The sequence below is a fragment of the Sporosarcina luteola genome (assembly GCF_023715535.1).
Lineage (GTDB): Bacteria > Bacillota > Bacilli > Bacillales_A > Planococcaceae > Sporosarcina > Sporosarcina luteola_B.
Genome location: NZ_JAMBOI010000006.1, coordinates 44,676 through 64,931, shown reverse-complemented (window position 1 = coordinate 64,931; position 20,256 = coordinate 44,676). Strand labels below are relative to the sequence as shown.

The 20,256-nt window shown below is 45.2% G+C and carries 17 protein-coding genes and 1 riboswitch; of the genes, 14 read left to right on the top strand and 3 right to left on the bottom strand.

What is annotated here, in order from left to right; translation table 11 throughout:
- Positions 1-4 precede the first annotated feature (4 nt).
- The 9 genes from M3191_RS12745 (at position 5) to M3191_RS12705 (ending at position 8,434) form a co-directional block, all read left to right on the top strand.
- Positions 5-1,003 carry a YecA family protein gene (locus M3191_RS12745; protein WP_251700757.1) on the top strand — a complete coding sequence of 333 codons (999 nt, stop codon included), beginning with the start codon at positions 5-7 and terminating at the stop codon, positions 1,001-1,003.
- A gap of 117 nt (positions 1,004-1,120) precedes the next feature.
- Positions 1,121-1,603 carry an NUDIX hydrolase gene (locus M3191_RS12740; RefSeq protein ID WP_251700756.1) on the top strand — a complete coding sequence of 161 codons (483 nt, stop codon included), beginning with the start codon at positions 1,121-1,123 and terminating at the stop codon, positions 1,601-1,603.
- Between the two features lie 285 nt (positions 1,604-1,888).
- Positions 1,889-1,995: riboswitch (TPP riboswitch) on the top strand.
- Between the two features lie 78 nt (positions 1,996-2,073).
- The gene (locus M3191_RS12735) at positions 2,074-2,655 is read left to right on the top strand and encodes a Ykof family thiamine-binding protein (protein ID WP_251700755.1); all 582 of its coding nucleotides are present in this window, start codon (positions 2,074-2,076) and stop codon (positions 2,653-2,655) included.
- 1 nt (position 2,656) lies between these two features.
- The gene (locus M3191_RS12730; protein ID WP_251700754.1) at positions 2,657-3,238 is read left to right on the top strand and encodes an ECF transporter S component; all 582 of its coding nucleotides are present in this window, start codon (positions 2,657-2,659) and stop codon (positions 3,236-3,238) included.
- Positions 3,231-4,601, top strand: coding sequence for an ABC transporter ATP-binding protein (locus M3191_RS18710; protein ID WP_251700753.1), 1,371 nt, complete (start codon positions 3,231-3,233; stop codon positions 4,599-4,601). Before M3191_RS12730 ends, M3191_RS18710 begins: the two co-directional genes overlap by 8 nt.
- Positions 4,582-5,337, top strand: coding sequence for an energy-coupling factor transporter transmembrane component T family protein (locus tag M3191_RS12720; protein ID WP_251700752.1), 756 nt, complete (start codon positions 4,582-4,584; stop codon positions 5,335-5,337). Before M3191_RS18710 ends, M3191_RS12720 begins: the two co-directional genes overlap by 20 nt.
- 288 nt (positions 5,338-5,625) lie before the next feature.
- Positions 5,626-6,231 (top strand): VanZ family protein, encoded by a 606-nt coding sequence (locus tag M3191_RS12715; protein WP_251700751.1) that lies wholly within the window; start codon positions 5,626-5,628, stop codon positions 6,229-6,231.
- Between the two features lie 206 nt (positions 6,232-6,437).
- Complete coding sequence (gene rsgA / locus M3191_RS12710) at positions 6,438-7,517, top strand: ribosome small subunit-dependent GTPase A (RefSeq protein WP_251700823.1); 1,080 nt, start codon at positions 6,438-6,440, stop codon at positions 7,515-7,517.
- Between the two features lie 131 nt (positions 7,518-7,648).
- The gene (locus M3191_RS12705; protein WP_251700750.1) at positions 7,649-8,434 is read left to right on the top strand and encodes a TerC family protein; all 786 of its coding nucleotides are present in this window, start codon (positions 7,649-7,651) and stop codon (positions 8,432-8,434) included.
- Between the two features lie 102 nt (positions 8,435-8,536).
- Here the strand turns inward: M3191_RS12705 and M3191_RS12700 are convergent, their stop codons facing one another.
- Positions 8,537-13,006, bottom strand: coding sequence for a S8 family peptidase (locus tag M3191_RS12700; protein ID WP_251700749.1), 4,470 nt, complete (start codon positions 13,004-13,006; stop codon positions 8,537-8,539).
- 515 nt (positions 13,007-13,521) lie between these two features.
- Positions 13,522-13,728, bottom strand: a complete 207-nt coding sequence (locus tag M3191_RS12695; protein ID WP_251700748.1) for a hypothetical protein — start codon at positions 13,726-13,728, stop codon at positions 13,522-13,524.
- Between the two features lie 425 nt (positions 13,729-14,153).
- Here M3191_RS12695 and M3191_RS12690 point away from each other — a divergent pair, with 425 nt between their 5' ends.
- Both M3191_RS12690 and M3191_RS12685 read left to right on the top strand, forming a co-directional pair.
- The gene (locus tag M3191_RS12690) at positions 14,154-14,924 is read left to right on the top strand and encodes a 3D domain-containing protein (RefSeq protein ID WP_251700822.1); all 771 of its coding nucleotides are present in this window, start codon (positions 14,154-14,156) and stop codon (positions 14,922-14,924) included.
- Positions 14,925-15,023: 99 nt separating this feature from the next.
- On the top strand, positions 15,024-15,875 hold the full coding sequence (locus M3191_RS12685) for an STAS domain-containing protein (RefSeq protein WP_251700747.1): 852 nt from the start codon (positions 15,024-15,026) through the stop codon (positions 15,873-15,875).
- Between the two features lie 62 nt (positions 15,876-15,937).
- On the opposite strand, the gene M3191_RS12680 is transcribed toward M3191_RS12685, so the two are convergent.
- Positions 15,938-16,693, bottom strand: coding sequence for an arylamine N-acetyltransferase family protein (locus M3191_RS12680; RefSeq protein ID WP_251700746.1), 756 nt, complete (start codon positions 16,691-16,693; stop codon positions 15,938-15,940).
- A 279-nt stretch (positions 16,694-16,972) separates the two neighbouring features.
- On the opposite strand from M3191_RS12680, the gene M3191_RS12675 reads away from it, so the two are divergent.
- The 3 genes from M3191_RS12675 to M3191_RS12665 all read left to right on the top strand — a co-directional run bounded on the left by M3191_RS12675 (position 16,973) and on the right by M3191_RS12665 (position 20,169).
- A complete protein-coding gene (locus M3191_RS12675; protein WP_251700745.1) occupies positions 16,973-17,806 on the top strand; it encodes a glycerophosphodiester phosphodiesterase in 834 nt (277 codons plus the stop codon).
- Between the two features lie 369 nt (positions 17,807-18,175).
- A complete protein-coding gene (locus tag M3191_RS12670; protein ID WP_251700744.1) occupies positions 18,176-18,871 on the top strand; it encodes an RluA family pseudouridine synthase in 696 nt (231 codons plus the stop codon).
- Between the two features lie 80 nt (positions 18,872-18,951).
- Entirely contained in the window at positions 18,952-20,169 is a 1,218-nt protein-coding gene (locus M3191_RS12665; RefSeq protein ID WP_251700743.1) for a carboxylate--amine ligase, read from the top strand.
- The last annotated feature ends 87 nt before the right edge of the window (positions 20,170-20,256 follow it).

Here is a 20,256-nt window from a genome sequence, read left to right as displayed (position 1 = left end):
TTGAATGATTGGACGTAATGAACCTTGTCCTTGTGGCAGTGGAAAGAAATATAAGAAATGTTGTCAGTCGAAACAGACTGTTACCGTTGAGACAGTTCAAATGGAAGAACTGGAAGGGATACTGCAGACATTTTATGATCTGTATCCAGAGCGGAAGGATCTTCCGGACTACTTGGAGCTAGCGAATGAATGGAAACGTTCATTGGATACATATTTGCCCGAAGAAGAGATGATTGAAGCCATTGTTTTGGATGAATTCTTTTTCCATCATCGACCGGAAATTTGGACTGGCTACTTGGACAAACAGAGGAAGAAGCTGTTGCGTCCTTCCGTTCTGCGGGTAATTGACACATGGCAGCAGCCACAAGCAATAATTGGAGAAGTGACTGGCGTTGAAGAAGGGTACATTACGGTGAAATCGATCTTTACTGACGAAGTCATCCGGTTGCGACGGGAAAGTGAGAAGCCGGTACCAGTCGGTGTACACTTATTCTGTTTCATGCTTCCTGACGGTACAGGGGAGGAAAGTCAGCATTTGGCAGTGTCGAGCCTAATCTTTTTCCCGACAGATCATGCAGAAGTGTTCAAGGAATTTGCAAAACAATTTGCAGCGTATGAAGAACAGGATGTCAGCAAGTTCTTAAAAGAAAATGCGATGAATTTCTGGAAGCTGCTTGGTCAAAACGGATATCAAGGCGGCGAGTTTACTGAGTTTGAAGCAGGCGTATTACTCGATGCAATGGAATTTCTCGAAAAACATGACCGCATGTCTAGAAAGTTACTAGACGTTGTCGAAGACTTTTTAGTGGAACAACAACCAAATGCCCGTAAAGAAACAGCGATTGCAGCTGGTGCAATCCGATTCGGCCAAGAACATTCATTTTTCGAGCCCCTATCTATGACATTGAAAGAAATCGCCGAATGGTTCGATGTTTCCCCTTCTTCCATGAATAAGTATTATAAGGACTTAGACGCTTATTACCGCTCGCAAGTTGAAGCATAAATATTCCATGACGACTCCACCTATTGCTATTAAAAGCGATAGGTGGATTTTTTGAATCTTTTATTAATGGTGAAAGATTGGTAGTATTGATATATTCAAAGAAAGGGGATGGGGAATATGGCAATGCCGACACATATTGTTGCTTGTGGGGCGCTTGTGGAAGACAGGGAAGGGAATCTATTAATCGTAAAAACGCATCATGGCGGGTGGGTGTTTCCGGGCGGCCAAGTCGAAGTCGGGGAGAATTTGATGGACGGCGTCATCCGGGAAGTGAAAGAGGAGAGCGGCATCGATGTGGAAGTGAGCCACTTGATTGGCGTGTATACAAATTCAGCCATTTATAAATGGTATGACGGAGTGACGGACGTCCCGACTAAAGTGATGTTCGACTTTGCTTGCAAGCCTGTCGGCGGAGAGCTTTGCACATCGGACGAGACGTCGGATTGCAAGTGGGTTCCTAAGGATGAAGTGTTGGAGTATATTACGCAGCCTGCAATCCGAGCCCGAATTGAAGAATATTATAAGTTTGACGGGAATGTGGAGTATAAAGAATATGTCACACATCCTGGATTTGACGTGAAAATGAGCAGGAAGATGTAGGCGGAAACTCCATGCTAGTGCAGTTATGCGTGAATAAATTGCTTTATGCGTGAATACTGCGATTTATGAGCTTTTAATCACGTTTATGCGTGCATTCATGGATTTCTGCGTGAATCCTTGAGTTTATGCGCGATTACGCGACTTTATGAGCAAATGGAAGAGTTTATGCGCATTGCAAGAAAGGCATTCTACACTATAGACGAAAGTACGAGTTTGTCAGATTCCATTTACAAGTAAAAATTCTTCATCTATACTAAAGGCAACATAAAAACCAACTACATACCGATTCTGCACTAGGGGTGCCCACTATTGGCTGAGATGAGAGCATGAGCTCCGATCCCTTACGACCCGATCAGGATAATACCTGCGTGGGGAAGTGTAGTGGCTTTCCGATTGTTTCATATTGGAGAAGTACTACATCTTCCGGGATGTAGTTTTTTTTATGAAATTTTTACGGGGGGTTGAAGGAAATGGAATGTGGATTAAGTCCAATCGTCGGATTCCGTTTTTCGTTATATCCGATGGCAGATGATTTTGTGAGTGTAATTAAAGGAGCGCTAGAACAGACGGACACGTCCAATGTGTGGATGCATACAGATGATGTCTCTACCGTCATTCGCGGCAAGCAGGTCCATGTCTTTAACGTAGCGAAGGCGATTGCATTGCATGCGGCGAATACGGGCAAGCATATTGCGCTATCCGGGACATTTTCTGCAGGATGCCCGGGTGATTCGGCGGGCGACGCGTATTTGGAAAAGAGCGAGAAGATCGCGAATACAGATGATACGAAGCATTATGTGTCGTCTCAATTTGCACTGTATCCGCTGAATAATCCGTCGTATATGGACATCATTTATCGTGAAGTGGATCGGGCGAAGGAGCAGGGCGTTTTTAATGAATCGATGCATTATGCGAGCGGCATCCATGGGGATATCCATGATGTGTTTGCATTTTATGAAGAGGCTTTCAGCAATGCGCGTTCGGAAGAGCATAAGCATCTCGTCATGACGGTTTCGATGAGCATCAACAGTCCGTCGCACGGAGGACTGTAATATGTTGAAGTCATGGAAGTTGAAAGAGGTCGTCCTCATGTCGCTGTTTTCTGTTGTGTTCGGGATTGTCTATTTGTTGTTTTTGCACGTCGGGAATATTTGGGCCGGGTTCATTGGCCCAGTCGCTTATGAATGGATTTTTGGCATTTGGTTCATCGTGTCGATCATTTGTATGTACATTATCCGAAAACCCGGGGCTGCGGTCATTTCGGAAACGATTGCAGCTGCCATCGAGGTGCTATTAGGAAATGCGGTCGGTCCGCGTTTGATTCTCGCAGGTATTATTCAAGGGCTAGGGGCCGAGGCGGCTTTCGCTGCAACGCGCTATCGGCGATTTGATATATGGGTGCTAATGCTGGCGGGTGTCGGCGCCTCGGTATTCAGCTTCATTTATGGTTATTTCCTAGGCGGATTCACGGTGTTCAGCACAGGATATGTGCTGCTCATGCTCGGTATCCGGATTGCCAGCGGCGCGGTCATAGCGGGCATTGGGGGCAAGGCGGTCGTCGATGGACTGCTAGCTACGGGATCACTCCGAGGCTATCCGATTACGCGCGCGAAAAAAGGTGAGGCACGTGCATGAAGTGATCCGGTTCGATAATGTAAGTTTCCGTTATCCCGACGAGGAGGAATGGATTTTTGAAGATCTTTCATTCTCCGTGGAAAGCGGGGAAAGAGTCGTCATTACGGGGCCTAGCGGAAGTGGCAAAACGACGTTGCTCTATTTGTGCAACCGTCTGTATCCTGAAAACTGCGATGGCATCGTGAAGGGCTCGGTTACGTTATTTACTAAAGAAAGTCAGTCTTATTCACCGGGAGAAGTGAATCACCGCATTGCAACCGTTTTCCAAGATCCGGATGCACAGTTCTGCATGATGACGGTTGAGGAGGAGCTTGCCTTCACGCTTGAAAACTTGAATGTGGAGCGGGAGGAAATGGATGGACGGATTCAGGACGTATTGGATTTGACAGGATTGACCAAGTTCCGTCATTCCATCATCCAACAGCTATCCGGAGGGCAAAAGCAGCGGATTGCGGTCGTCTGTGCATTGATCATGGAACCGAAAATTTTGCTGCTCGATGAACCGATCTCCCATTTGGATCCGTATACCGCAAAGCAGTTCATTAGTTGGCTGGATGAGCTTCAACAGGAACGGTCTCTGACAATCTTGGCGATTGAGCATCGGCTCGATTTATGGGGAGGTTTTTTCGATCGTGAAATTCAGTTGGAGCAAATAAATGACGTGAATCCAATGAGCAAAAGGATCAGCAGCAAACAGGAAGGTCAGTCATTGGAAGTGGCAAACGTCGGCACGGAGTCATTTCTAAACGACGTTTCATTCTCATTGAACCGGGGCGAAGTTGCAATTCTGGCCGGACCGAATGGAAGTGGCAAATCGACGTTGCTGAAAGCATTATGCAAATTGATTCCTGCGCATGGAACTGTGCGTCCAAAACATTTAGGCTATGTCCCTCAATCACCGGAATTTTTATTCGTTACGAAAACGGTACGGGATGAGATTGCTTTCGGCGGAGGAACGGATGCAGATGAATTGCTATCTCGTTTGCACTTGGCGGCGGTTGCAGATGCCCATCCGTTTGCCGTAAGCCATGGGCAGAAGAGGCGAGTGGCGATTGCTTCGATGCTGTGCGACGGCAGGGAAATCATTTTGATGGATGAACCGACATCGGGGCAAGACGCCGCTTCCATGGTGGAGCTGTTCGGGTTGATTGACGAGCGGGCAAGGGAAGGGACGACCTTTCTGATTGTCACCCATGATATGGAGTTTGCGTTTCATGTAGCGGATTCGGTTTTATTAATGAAGGGTGGATCTTTGACAGGGAAGTTTGATGCTGCTCAAGTATGGCGTGATGAAAAGCTGCTGGCGGAGCATCATCTGCTTCAGCCAAAGGGGTGGATGGAACATGAAGTCTGCTTTGCATAATATGAATCCTGCTGCAAAGTTCATTGTCGTCACGATTTGCATGTTGACGATGGCATTCTTCTTCAATCCATGGACGCCGTTGCTCATGTGGATCGGCGTGCTGCTCATCCAGCTGTTGTTCAGCCGGATTGATTGGAAGGTATGGATCCTGTTCATGATTCCCTTTGTGATAATGGCGTTCGGTTATTTTTGGACAACGCTCGTCTTTGCGGAAGACAAGTCAGGACCTGTCGTTCTATCAATTTGGTCGATTAACATCACGGAAGTCCAGATGAATCACGCATTGTCATTAAGTTTTCGTGTCTTGGCATTCTCGGGCTTGTCATTGCTATTCGCATTGACGACAAATCCCGTCTCATTCATACTAAGTCTCATGCAGCAAATGAAGCTGTCGCCGAAAATCGCCTACAGCATTTTAGTCGGGTATCAGTTCCTGCCTGTCCTGAAGGATGAATTTGTGCAAATCCAACAAGCCCATCGTCTCCGTGGAGCGATCCAAGAAAAAAATGCGATCCACCGACTGTTGCATATGCGGAAAATCCTTCTACCGATGCTAGCGGGGGCTGTCCGTAAAGCGGAAAGGGCCGCATTTGCAATGGAGGCAAGGGGATTCACAGGTGAGAAAAGGACCAGCTTTTACAAAGTCATTCGTGTCGGCAGATTGGATGGATATTTGGTTGGCCTCTTCATGCTGCTGCTCATCATAAGCTGTACCAGTGTTTTATATATCAATTAAGTTCTCGGGGTCCACTTAAAGTGTGGTTACTACGAAAAGCTTCGAAGGCAGACGCCCGTCGAAGCTTTTTCTTGTGGGTCGAAGGTCATGAAATGACGATAAAGTTGTGAAAATGACCGATAACTTCCGGGAAATGATCGATAACTCGCCCAGATTGAACGATAAAACTAGGGAAATGACCGATAACCACTAAGAATTGACCGATAACTTTCCGCGGATCATGGGAACAACTCCAAGAGTGAAAACGTCAAGCTCTGTAAGCAGAAAACGGAGTGAAAAGGAGGAGCTATGTGGTTAATTAGTACATATGTCATTAATATGCTCGGGTATATGATTGTAGCAATACCAATATACATTATTGCCCGAATCATCATCATTAAAATAAGAAAGCATCCCGTCAATAAATTACATGAACTGCTGCTTGCCGTATTCATCCTCTACTTAGTCGGCCTCGCCTCCCAAACGATTATTCCGAAGTGGAGTATGGGCGTGGACGGAAGTACGGGAAAGCTCTTTTTTGATGTTTACATCTTTGACCGTCTATCGAGCGTCAATCTCATCCCGTTCCGGACAATTATGAATTACTTTCAAGCCAATGAGTATGTGAGTGGTTGGAGCAGCGTTTCGCTCTTGAATCTTCTCGGCAATTTGTTCGTGTTTTCTCCGATTGGATTTTTCATTCCGTTGTTATGGAGAAGGATGCAATCGTTTGGTAAAATCGCCTTTATTGGGTTAGGTGTCACTTGCTTCATTGAAGGCACCCAATATTTCATCGGCCGCAGCACGGATATTGACGACATTATTTTGAATACGATCGGCGTCGTTATTGGATATTTTATCTTTCTCATTTGGAAAGTAGTTGCATCGCAAAAAAAATCAGTTGACCTAAAATGATCGATTTGTTATGATAAATACAACTTTCAGAAAGCGGGTGATGTTTTATGGCTACAATCAATAAGGCTATTGCACAATTGATCGGCACCATACATTCACCTGCCATGCTTTCTTAATAGGCATGTTTCTTCTGTTATGCGCGTGAAAGCATGGTGTCCGATCCGGAACCATGCTTTTTTATATGTATAATAGGAGGAAAAACATTGATCAATTTAAACGAATACGGTTGGAATGAATTCCATCAAGATAATATGAAAACGATAGTAGAAGAAGTGAAAGCGGACAATTGCGTTCCAGGACGTGTAACGCTTGAACATAAACGGATGTACCGGGTAATGACGGCAGAAGGGGAGTGGCTCTCCGTCTGCTCGGGCGCATTTCAACATGCGGCCCATGAACGAAGGGATTATCCGGCAGTCGGGGATTGGGTAGTCGTCGAAAGGATGCCCGGGGAAGAGCGCGGCATCATCCACGCCATCCTGCCAAGGACTTCGCTATTCTCAAGAAAATCTGCGGGATCGACAATTTCCGAACAGATTATTGCAGTGAATGTCGACATTGTTTTCCTCGTCATGTCGATGAATCACGACTTCAATGCAAGACGATTGGAACGGTACCTCGTTGCTGCCTATGATTCTGGTGCGACGCCGGTTGTCGTCCTGACGAAAATGGATGTGAGCGACGACCCCGATCATTATTTAGAGATGGCAAGGGCTATCGCACTCGGCACGGATGTTTTCCCGGTGAGCAATACGACTGGGGAAGGCATCGATCAGATTACGGATATGTTGACTAACGGCAAAACGGCAGCATTATTAGGTTCTTCCGGCGTTGGAAAATCATCGCTCGTCAATTCGATTTGCGGTGAAGGGAAGATGGCGGTGCAAGACATCCGGGAAGATGACGCAAAAGGAAGACATACGACGACCCACCGTGAGCTCATCAAAATTCCGACAGGAGGCGTGCTCATTGACACGCCGGGAATGCGAGAGTTCCAATTGTGGAATGAAAGTGAAAGCCTCGATTCCGGATTCAAGGATATTGAGGAACTCTCAGCTGCATGCAAATTCGGCGATTGCGGACATGAAAGTGAGCCGGGCTGCGCAATCCGTAATGCACTCGAAACTGGAGAGTTGTCGGCTGAACGTTATGGAAACTACGTTAAACTCCAGAAAGAAATCGCATTCCTCGACCGGAAAATGGACCGCCAAGCACAAGCGGCCGAAAGGGACAAATGGAAGAAGATAACGAAGGGAATGCGGAAGCATCCATCTAAAAAGAAATGAACTGCAGTGGCAGGGGCGAAGGTGAAAAACCTTAGCCCCTGTTTTTTTTGTTTAAAGCGCTAAAAGAATACTATTTGCTTAATGGGACATTCTACAGATGAAATCTTTACTTAAAGATTGGGGAGTCGTAGATGGAGTCAATCTGGTTGGAGTATGCCTGGACGCTGTTAATTCTAATAGGATTGGAAGCGTTATTATCGGCTGACAATGCGCTCGTACTTGCAGTCATTGCGAAACATTTACCGGAGGAAGAGAAAAAGAGAGCTATCAATTACGGAATCATTATGGCCTTCGTTTTTAGATTTGCTGCACTTTTTGCAATTTCTTTTATTGCGAATGTCTGGCAGATACAAGCAATAGGAGCCGCCTATCTTCTTTATTTAGGATTAAAGCATGTCATTAAGGCCCGTTTCGGGAAAGAAGATAAAAACATTCACAAGGACGATGAGAAGGAATCGGCTGGGAAAGGTTTTTGGCCAACGGTAGGGAAAATTGCATTAGCCGATCTCGCATTTGCCATCGATTCGATATTGGCTGCAGTTGCACTTGCCCTCGGACTTCCAGATTCCCCACTTGGCGATATTGGCGGCATGGATGGAGGGCAATTTATCGTCGTTGTTATTGGCGGTGTTGCTGGCCTTGTCCTTATCAAGTTTGCAGCAACGTGGTTTGTGAAGCTTCTGGACAAACGCCCGGCATTAGAAACGACAGCCTATGCAATTGTAGCTTGGGTTGGTGTCAAATTAGCTATCATTACCCTTGCCCATGAGGATATCGGTGTCTTAGACCGCGATTTCCCTCACAGTACTGTTTGGACCGTGATTTTTTATGGAGTATTAGTAGCGATTGCACTGATCGGTTGGTTTGCTCCTAGCAATAAATCCGGGAGCGACAGAGGGAAGGATGCTATGAGTTAAATGAGGGGGAGAACATCACTTGATGTCTCCCTTTTTGGAATATAATAATTAGGCTGCAGCCATCAACGGGAACAAATCCGTCGAGGCTGCAGCCCGTTTTACTTATTCGACTTGTTGACCCGCTTCTTCTGCTTCAACACTTTCTTCAACCGTCACCTCATCAGTTCCTTCAGCCTTGTCCACTCCATTCACTTGGCCGACATTGATGAACAATTTTCCGTCTGCAAGCTTCCTTCTTTCATTTCCGAACCCATCGACAACTTTCACTTCGATGCGTGCTCCATCTGCCGTGACGCCTAGTGGAACAGTCCAGTAGCCGACGTAATGGCCAGGAGATGTCTCGCTCATCGGCAATTCAGTCGCGTTTGTCACATCACTTCCCCCTACATTCGTAAGCGGCATGTGGATGACGTAAGTTGCTTTCAAACCTGGCTCGCTGTCGAATTCAAATTTAACGGACTTTCCGGTTACTAAATGAACGTCCTCTTTCGGTGTCAAATTCGAGATTTCAGGTGCCGTATATTTTGCGGTGACAGAAACGCTTTGAATCGTTTCGTTGCCTGCAGCATCTGTAGCGATTACAGTAATGGTATTTACACCATCATCCAGTAGGATCCGTTTGGAGTAAGTGCCATTTTCGGAAACAGTGGCTTGTTGGCCATTCACAGTCACCGATTTAAGATGGTCGTCCGTGACCGTACCTTCCACCGTGACGGTTTCACGGTTCGTTGTTTCCCCATCTTTCGGGTTCGTGATAGTTAATTCCGGTTTCATTGTATCCAATATCACTGTCACGGGGCTAGAAGTGCCTGTTGTGCGTCCCTCTAATAGAGACACAGCAGTAAATTCATTGTCTCCCTCTGCGAGAACAGTTTGGAATGAAAACTTCCCATCATCCCCGATGGCAACTGAATCCACTTCTTCGCCATTGTTATGCAAAGCGATTGTCGTTGTCGGTGTAGCGGTACCGTTAATAACAATGTTTTCATCATTCGTAACGGTGCCAGATTCAGGTGAAGTGATCATCGGTTCAAATACTTCGAAGCTGACGCGTGCTCGGATCATGTAATTACCTTCGGCTGCAGGCGCAGGTGACCAAGATCCGACGAACTGATAACTTCTTCCGGCATTCGGTCCGTCCTCATCCGTTGCAAGTCCTGGTGCATATGGATTTCCTTGCGACTGGATATACACCATATAGAAGTCGCCATTCACGACGATATTATGCTCTGTCAGATCAACGACAGTCCATTCGCCATTCCGTTTCGCCTGTGCGTCGATCGGTCCAGCGATCTTTTTACCAGGAGCTCCGTCAGCACCAGTTGCATCCCAGACTTCGACTGCAAATGCAGTTCCGCCCGGTACAGGCCATTCAGTATCCCAGAAGCGGAAAACCCCTTCTGTGACAATACCTGAGTCATTGTCTTCAGGAAGAGACATTTTGACGCCCCAACCATTTCCTGCATCGTAAAACGCCCGTGCATTTTCAGCAGTTCCATCGTCGTATCCGATTTCACCGCCAGGATACGTAAAGAATGGTTCAAGCGCGAAATCAAATGACGTTTGTCCGCCGATTGTAATAGTTGCCTCTTGACCATGATATCCGCGTGCCACCACTTTCAGCGTATAATCGCCTTCATATGCGGTGATTGTGAAATGTCCTGCAGCGTCGGTTTGGACAGGGGAGATGTTCGCATCTTCCACTAGAAGCAATGTCGCTCCTGCAATCGGCTCACCAGTTGATTGGTCTGTTACTGTTCCACTTATTGTGGCCTGGGGCATTTCTTCTAATGTGAAGTTTGCGATTGCCGTTTCATCTGCATTGATTGTTACGGTCTGAGCCTTAGATTGGTATCCGTACGCTTCCGCTTTCGCCGTGAAAGTTCCCGCACCGTGCGTCATCGTATACGATCCGTCCGCAGGATTCGTATAGACCGATCGATCCGTTTCAAGAATATTCACTTGTGCACCTAATGGCAGTAGGACAGGCGCAGCTTTATCGTCTTCAACAGGAGGTGCCGGTTCTTCTTTCGGCATTACGGGCTTGATTGTCTTAGGATCGACAGGTGTTTCAAGTGCTTCTTTCCCTTTTTCGATAATAAGATCTGGATTTTTTCCTTTTCCAGGTTTTAAAGCTTGAGGGCTATTGTTTTCAAACAAATTATTTTTAGGAGTAAGCGAGATTGTGCCAGTTTGTGATTGAGCGCTTAAAGCGACATCGTCAATATACCAGCCCTCTCTAACTACGCTTCCATCGGAGAACGCATTGAATCCGATATAGACACGTTGGCCGCTATATGCGGACAGGTCCACTTCTGCATCGATCCAAGCATTTGAAGCTCCTTGGATCATAAGCAATTGCGTCCAATTCTCCATATCCGTGGAAATGAACACATGTCCATAATCCCAAGCTCTTCCGGAAGAGGACTGCTCAAAATTATGCCATTGCTTAAACTGCAAATAGGATGCGCCTTCCGGAAGATCAACCGGCGGCATGACAAGCGTGGCATTCATGCTGCTCTCATACATTCCGGCTAAATTCGTGGCGTATACTTTCTCTCCTGAGGCCGCATTTCCAGGACCGGAAGTCGGTTTACCCCATTCCCAGCTGTTTTTATTCCCGAACGAAGTCCATCCTACTGGCGACTGTTCAAAGTTCTCGAAATAGCCGACTGTGATTCCCGGTTTGACGAGGACTGTAAATTCTTCGCTCGATACTTCATTGTTGCCAAAATCAGTAATGACCCATTTGTAAGTGAATGCATTTCCGGAAATGACGTCGCCCGAAATTGTAACACCGAATTCACCCGATAGGTAGTCTCCGGATTTTCTCTCAGCTTTCATTGAACTCCACTGTCCGTCTGCATTTACATATTGTAGTGTCACGGAAGAAATGCTTATATTATCCGTCACGTTGATGCGTAGATCCAAGTCCATCCCCGCATACGTTTCCGATGGCGCTGAGTGCTCGAATGTAGGAGGTTCATTATCATCGCCTTGCTTCGTCACCTGACCTTCAAGCTTTCCGAGCCCGCTTGCGATGGATGAAACAGCTGCATAGGCATCGACTAGGCCGTGCCCATACCCATGGTTCGGGGTAGTCGGGTATACATTATCCGTCAACGGAGTCGCTGTAGCCAACAGCACCTGTTCCATTTCCTCGACTGAAATTGTGGCGTTCACTTGCCGGAGTAAGGCAGCAACGCCTGACACAGCAGGGCCGGCCATTGATGTGCCATTCCAGCCGCCTTCATAGCCGCTTCCAGGAACAGAAGAGCGGATGTTGACACCCGGTGCGGAAATATCAGGTTTTATTTGATTGTAAGGGGAAGGTCCTCGAAGAGAGAAACTTGCCACTTTATTATTGATGTCTGTTGCGCCTGTTGCAAAGGATTCCGGATAGTTCGCAGGGGCGGCAACCGATCCAGGACCTCCGGGGTTCGTTAGTGTCGTGTTGCCTGCGGAAAATTCAGGGAAGATTTCCGCGGCGCGCCAGTTCCTGACGACATCCCGGTACCATTCATCAAGGCCAGCGCCGCCGCCCCAAGAGTTATTGACGACGTCTGGAGCCAGGTCCACCCGCGCATTCCCGTTTGCGTCAGTTGGAGCAAGAATCCATTGTGCGGCTGCCAATAAATCGCGGTCCGTTCCCCCGCTAGCAGTGAAAGCCTTCACGGCAATCCACTTGGCGCCAGGAGCGACACCAATCTGGTTATTCCCGTTCGGTTCGCTTCCGACCATGGTGCCGGTCACATGTGTACCATGTCCATGATCATCATAAGGGGTTGTCCTTCCAGCCGTAGCATCGAACCAGTTGTAGTCATGATTCACTTCGCCGGTTCCCGGGTTGTACCCCCGGTATTTCTGTTTCAATGCTGGGTGATCCCATTGCGCGCCTGTATCGATGCTTGCAACGACGGTACCCGATCCATCAATCCCCATGTCCCAAGCTTGAAGTGCGTTGACGCGCTCAACATTCCACTCGACATTCGCCAGTTGCGATTTAGGGGCTTCAGAGTTTTCAACTACTGTAGTTTGTAGTTGGCGCGTTTCATTCGGCAGAACCTTTTCAACTTCCGCGAATGTCCCAACTGCTTGTGCGATTTCCTTTGTCGCGGTTACCGCCATTCCATTGACGATATAGTAGGATGTGATGTCTTTTGCTTTGCCGGCTTTCACTTGCTGTTCAAGAAACTGCATGACGTTTTGCTGCGATTCTAGGGAAGTCAATCGTAACTCGGAGACGACAGCCGATCTAGTCAGCATTACTGATTGCTTTCCGGAAAGGTTTGCCTGGCTTGCCTGTTTCTTTGCCGTAGCCGCCACTTGCTCCGTGTCAGCTTGATCCTTGAATTTAATTAGAAAAGTGACCATGCTCTCATCTTTAAAGCTATCGAGCAATCGATTGCTGACTTTCTCTTTGGCTATCTCATTCGAATCTCGCAACGAGTGATGCAACTGTTTATTCATTCCCGTGCTTGCCGCCAGTGCAGGTGTCATTAATGAAAACACCATCAGAATCGTTGCTGCAATGCTGAAGTATCTCATTCGTCTACGCTTCCTCAATTCCATTCCTCCTTTTTAGTTTCGACCGTCCCTTCTCCGAACCATCAAAAAAACACCATTCGCCCCCTTTCTCAATCGTTAAGGTTCTTTGGTGTCGGAATCTCCGTATCTGGCTGTCTAGTAATATTATACAATTATTAAATTTAAAATAAATACTTAATCATCCGACTAATTAATAAATAATGATAAGTAACTAACTTGATTCCATTAGAATTGGGGATTTCATCATGGTTTACTATTGGTTATAAAAAGTCAAATAGTTAATATTAATGCTTTAGGTAAAGAGTTTTTGAGTGTGATGAAGAAGATGGTTAATGGGGAGGGGAAGCGGAGGGAAAAAGAAAATAATATAGAAGGCCTAAAATTGAAATGAAATGAACTATTACTTATTTATAAAACAATGAAATATGGGCATAATCTAATATTGAAATTGAGGCTACTAATTAGGAACATCGATCCGAAAAATTTTCCCAAGTAGTAGACCGAAAAAAAGAAGCCGGCAATTTGCCGGCTTCTTTCATTCAACGTCGAGGATTTTTATGAATCCTCTCTTTTCGCAAATCTTCTTTCATATCATCCAAGTTGATCGTATCCACTGTCTGCATGTCTTCATGCATATCGAACAAACTTACGCGATCCGAAGAGGGAATCCCTTCAGGATGCGCTAAATAGCGAAAGTCGATCGTTTCTCGCTTTTCACTGTCTGCGGGCAGCTTCTCATCAGCCATAGCTATTGCCTCCCTATATCTGTTTCCTTATAGGATTGGCAATGACGGTGAATCTATTCGTACCCGATCATTCACAGTGGACAACTATGCTCGATTCAGCGCCTCCGTAATGGGGCAGTCGTTTTTTCTTTATTTGATATAAGTTTGCGGACAATCGGATATACAACCGGAGCCCATTTAATAGCTGTCTTAATTACTCTTCCTAATTTCATGAAATTCGCTCCTTACTAACCGTTTTCTTTAATTTGCCCTCTTCTGCAAATAAGTAAACAAAATCCGCTATTTCCTATGACAGTTTCACTATGTTAATCAACTTCTTGTTTGTCATATTCAAAACTTTTGAAAGAAATATGTTTGATTTTGAAAGTATTTGGATAGAACTGGGGAAATTGTTAAGTAGAGAGGAGCAATATTACTTGAGTAAGATGAAAATGATTATGTTGACCGCAATTATGACACTCTCATTCAGTGTCGTGACCGAAGCGGCTATATTTAGCCAGACAGAAAACGGAGAGGAAATCACAAATCTTTCCCAAGAAGTGAGACCGAATCTTATTGATATTCCTTTTGCCGAAATCCTGAGAGATGCGTTTCCATTATTTTACCCGCCGCTAGAGTTATTGAAGGAAGAACCTATAACATACACGGTCGTAGAAGGCGATAATCTATATCGAATCGCCTTAAATTACGATTTAACATTGGAAGAATTAATGAGTGCAAATGATTTAACCGGAGAAGTAATCCACCCGGGTGATGTATTGACAATTAATATAGAAAATCCAGGAAATGAAGCCGCTGCACTAGAAACTGTCAAGGTTGCATCGGTCACTCAGGAATCCATTCCGGAAAACGCACAAAGAAAACCGGCATTCAACGAATCCATTTCGAGCCCACCGGCAAGTTCAGGAACTGAAATGATTGTAACTGCAACTGCATATACTGCCTACTGTCCCGGTTGTTCAGGAACGACAGCGTATGGAATTGATTTACGAGCCAATCCAGATAAGAAAGTCATAGCGGTAGATCCGTCGATTATTCCACTAGGAACGAAAGTTTGGGTGGAAGGCTATGGGGAGGCGATTGCCGGAGATGTTGGCAGCGCAATCAAAGGGCATAAGATTGATGTTTTCATCCCTTCTTATGATAGTGCGATGCAGTGGGGCGTTAAAAAGGTGAAGATAAAAATCATTAATTAACTAGATACGTATTGGGAATTGTTCACTATATATTCCCAGTACGTATTTTTTTTGTTACACTATTAGTTAACTAATTGATCGTCGGTTGGAGGGATGGAAATGAAAGATATGAACCAGGAGCTTTACGATTACTTGCTTGAAAACAGAGATGCCATTACAGATGCGTGGTTGTTGGAACGTGAAGAAAAGGATGGCTCGATTTATTCGAAGGATGCCGGTGATTGGTCAGAGCAGATGCTGCGGGAGCAAAACAGGCTGACGAATTTGACAATAGCAAGCAGTCTATTGGAAGACCAGGAGGCATTTGAAAATAATAAAAAAAGCTGGGCAAAGCTTGTTGCGGAAAGTCGGGTTAGCAGCAGGACGCCGATCTATGAAGTCCTTAATGCATTAAGTAAGTTAAGGATTACATTTTGGGAGTTTATCGTAAAGTTTGTCGATCGGGAAGGGGATCGTGTCCTCCGTGGTGACATTCTAAAGTGGGGCATCCTTATACATAAGGCGTTCGACGAAATCATAGTGGAGTTCACGACGAAGTATGATGAGCTGATAAATTCACGGCTATTCGCTCAACAAAGCTTGATTGAAGAGTTGAATGCGCCGATCATCAAGCTTAATTCGATGATCGGGGTACTGCCGCTCATCGGGGATGTCGATACGACTAGGGTCCAATCGATTAGTGATTATGTACCGACTCGATGTGTGGAACTTGACGTCAGTCATCTCTTTATTGATTTGTCGGGTGTTTCCATAATCGATACGATGGTGGCGAATCATATTTATCAGTTGATGCAGGTGCTTGATTTGCTAGGGATCGAGTCGACAATGACGGGTATCCGCCCGGAAATTGCTCAAACTTCCGTCCAATTGGGATTGGATTTTTCGAAAATCCGTACGTTTGGTTCGCTGCAGTTGGCGCTTAAAAAGAATTTTAAGGATTTTGAAATATAATAAACGTAAAAATGGAGTGTCCAAAACTTCGGTTTTCACCGTCAATCTGGACACTCCATTTTTTATTTGCACTTTCGAACGTTAATTCCGAATAGATCCATCAGAATTGCTTCTTTTGCATCTTCAGTGATTGTCTTGGAGCTTATCACGCCATTATCGGATACTGTCAACTCAAAGTCTCTTAACGTTGTTCTGCCTGTAGGAGTCGCTTTTGTGACGATGTCAACATGGGTGAAGGTCGATTCGGGTGAGACTTGATTGAACACACATCCTTCATGGAAGTCGGAAAGCTGCTTTTCAATTGTGGTAAATCGGTACAGTGGTCGGGAGTCCCCGTTCCGAGTTCTAATCAAATCAAAAACATCCTTACTGGATTGCTGTACCGCATAAGTTCCACTGACGTCTGTTTGCGGGCTCCCGTTCAATGGAATTGGAAGGATAGTGGAATCCCCGAATCCGACGTCGACCAGATAGGGTTCATCCAATTGGACGATAATGGCGGCATGCGTTTCAGGCTTCGCCCACTGTCCATTCGGCCGGTATACAGTGGCGGAGACGAGGGAAGCGTCGTATCCTAGCTGTCTCAAAAGCCAATGAAATAGACCGTTCAATTCATAGCAATAGCCACCACGATTCCGAAGTACGATTTTATCGTAAATCGTGTTCAAATTTAAATAGATCGGTACACTGCGGATGACATCGAGATTTTCAAATGGAATTTTGGTCATATGCAGACGTTGCAGTTCAGACAACTGCTGCAGGGAAGGTATGTTGTCATGTGATGCATTAAAACGCTCGAGGTATTTTTCGAACTCCATTCTATCGGCCTCCTAACAAGTAAGAATAGTATACCATTTTTAGAATTGGCCTTTCAGGATCAGTGAAATCTTTCTCAACCAATCATTACTACCATTGCTTTACTATGCAAGCGCATAGAATGATAAAACAGATATTTGCGAAAAAAGTGTAATACTTTCAGCTTATTACGAATATAAGGGTATTCAAGACTAATAACTTATGATAATATAATAGAAAGATAATTCGGATATTAGATAAGTAGACAGTAATAATCCGATGAGAGAATGCGGGGGATTCATGTGAGAAGACATAATATTGTTTGCATCGCGATCATTAGTGCATGCCTATTTCTCCTAGTCGGCTTTAACGACCAGACGAAAAGGGTTCATAATCCTAACTTGCTTAGTATTGCTCATAGGGGCGCCTCCGGTTTTGCTCCTGAAAATACCCGCTCCGCTTTCCATAAGGCAGTCGAACTCCGTGCTGATTACTTGGAATGTGATGTCCATCTTTCTAAGGATGGTGAGCTCATTATCATGCATGATGATAAAATCGACCGTACAACAAATGGAAGCGGATACATCAAGGATATGACATTGGATGAGTTGAAAGCATTGGATGCAGGAGGGGCATTTGGTGTTGAGTTCCAAGGCGAACCGATTTTGACGCTCAACGAATTGATGGAAGAATTCTATGACCAGGTCGGATTATTAATCGAACTGAAAAATCCGCAGTCCTATCCGGGGATAGAAGAAAAGGTCGTTTCGCTATTGACGGATTATAATGATATCAGTTCAATCATCATCCAATCATTCGATGTCGATTCCATGAAGAAAATACATACTTTATTGCCGGAGGTTGACGTGGCAATCTTGGTTCATCCTTCCGAATCGTTATTATCTGCGAAGAGATTAGATGAATTGACATCATTTGCATCGTATATCAATTTCAACGTGTCCTTCTTAAGCAAAAAGATGGTGGATAATATTCATGAAAGAGATACTAAAGTTCTCGTCTGGTCAAAAAAAGACAAAAGGTTAGTGTCGAAAGCACAAAGATTCGGCGTTGACGGCATCATCTCGGACTTTTCAAAATGGCCGACAGAAGAACCGATCTACTTGGTACAGGAATAGATGGATGAGAAAAAGCCGAAAAGCGATTTTCGGCTTTTTTTTCGTCTAGACTCCGGGCGCTAGCTGCTCGGGTCATAAGTCGGCTCAGCTACACGGCAAAAGACGCCGTTTCGCAGATCCGCCTTATGCCTGTCGCAGCTAGAGCTGTCACGAAGAACAGCTTTTGCGAGTAAAAGCGTAGCGTTACGAGCAGTTAGCGAGCGCCCTACGCTTTTGTTGTTTTTTATTCCCACCATTCAATTCCCACTTTTAGCGGAAATGATGGGAGGAATATAGTATAATAGACGGAATGGAGACGATCTGGAATATAGAGTAAATCGGTCTATACTGAAATTTGTCCATCACTACTATTGAGAGGAACTGTGAAGATTGATCATAAGCATTTTATATGAAGATAATCATTTGCTCGTTGTTGAGAAGCCAGTTAATTTGCCTGTACAGGGTGATGACAGCGGAGATGATGATCTTTTAACATTATTGAAAGCGGATTTGAAGAAGCGGCATCAGAAGCCGGGGAATGTCTATTTAGGTCTTGTGCATCGGTTGGACCGTCCGGTAGGCGGCGTCCTTGTATTCGCAAAAACGTCAAAGGCCGCGTCCCGACTTTCCGACGTACTGCGGAAAAGGGAAATGGAGAGGGCGTACTTGGCTGTTGTCAGGGGCAGCTTAGGTGATGCGGGCCAATTGGAGCATTACCTATGGAAGGACACGAAAAAAAACAAGGTCCATGCTGTTGACGCATCCCACCCGGACGCAAAGAAAGCCATTCTCCATTATGAAACAATTGACAGGAAGGATGGGATGAGTCTGCTCGCAATCCGGCTCCATACAGGCAGGTCGCATCAGATCCGGGTACAGATGGCAACATCAGGCGCGCCACTGTACGGGGATCAGAAATACGGTCAGCATGTGAACCGGCCTGGGCAGCAGATTGCTTTATGGGCACATACTCTTTCCTTCCCGCATCCGACGACGAAAGAGATACTTACCTTCACTTCCAATCCGCCAGCCGAGCATCCTTGGCATATTTGGGAACGGGTCGGCGCCGGATCATTGGTGAAATAAATGGAAGTTTGGCCCCGGTTGATTGACATCGAAAATCAGTACCCCTACACTTAGATAGAGAAAACATGTTGGAGGAAACTATGACAAACCATCCGTTTATCCCGATCATTGTAGGGACTGATATCAATGCATACAATATGGCAATATCTTTTCACGAGGCCTACGGAATCAATCCGATTCTCGTCGGGAAGGAGCCTTTATCTTTCACAAGTTTAAGTACGATTCCAGGTGCAATCGAGTTAAATCCGAACTTGGGGGAAAAGGACGAGTTCGTTCGCTTCTTAAAACAAGTTGCAGCAAAATATAAGACGCAAGGGAAAAAGATGTTGCTCATCGGAACGAATGATTTATATGTCCGCATGATTATCGAAAGCCGTGAAGCGCTCAAGCGGGATTTCGTATTCAATTATATTGACGAAGAATTGATGAATAATCTGCTTGTTAAGAAAAATTTCTACCAGCTTTGCGCAGAGCATGGGATTGATACACCAGCTACATATTTCCATTCATGTGAAACAGACGACAGTTTCGATGAAGAAGTCATGTTCCCTGTTATCATCAAACCAAGCAACGGCGTGCAATATTACAAGCATCCTTTTGAAGGCATGCAGAAAGTGTATAAAGTCGATTCTTATGAAGAAATCCAACAAGTCATCAAGACAATTAAGAACAGTGGTTATCGTGACGACTTGATCATCCAGGACTTCATCCCGGGCGACGATACATATATGTGGGATTCCGTTTTCTACATTAACAGCAAAGGCAAATCCGAGCTGATCACGTTCGGACAAGTCGTTTTGCAGGAGCATACCTTGACTGCGATCGGCAATTATACAGCGGTAATCACCCGGTATAATGAAGAGATGATGCTGAAACTGAAAGGGTTCTTGGAGGCGCTCAACTACGTCGGCTACGCGAACTTCGATTTGAAATACGATCATCGCGATAAAAAGTTCAAAGTGTTCGAAGTGAATATCCGACAAGGACGCTCAAGTTATTACATCACTTCATGCGGACATAACCTGGCGAAGAATTTTGTCGATGACCTTATTTATGGAGTCGAAAAGCCGTTGACGCTCTTGGACGAAAAGTTCCTATTCACCGTCGTTCCGAAAATCGTCCTGAGGAAATTTGTTGACAATGCCAAAGTACGTAAAGAAATCGATCAGCTGATAAGAGCAGGCAAATATGCCAATCCGTTGTTTTACAAGAGAGACAAAAGCTTCAAAAGGAAATTGTATCTTTTTATGAGGCAAATCAATTACTATCGGAAATATAAAAACAATAGATGGTCATGAAATCTCCCCGTTGCGTTTAGCGCATCGGGGTTTTTTGGTTACTTCTTCATAGTTTACAGTTCCCGTGAAAGAGGAATAGATGATAGC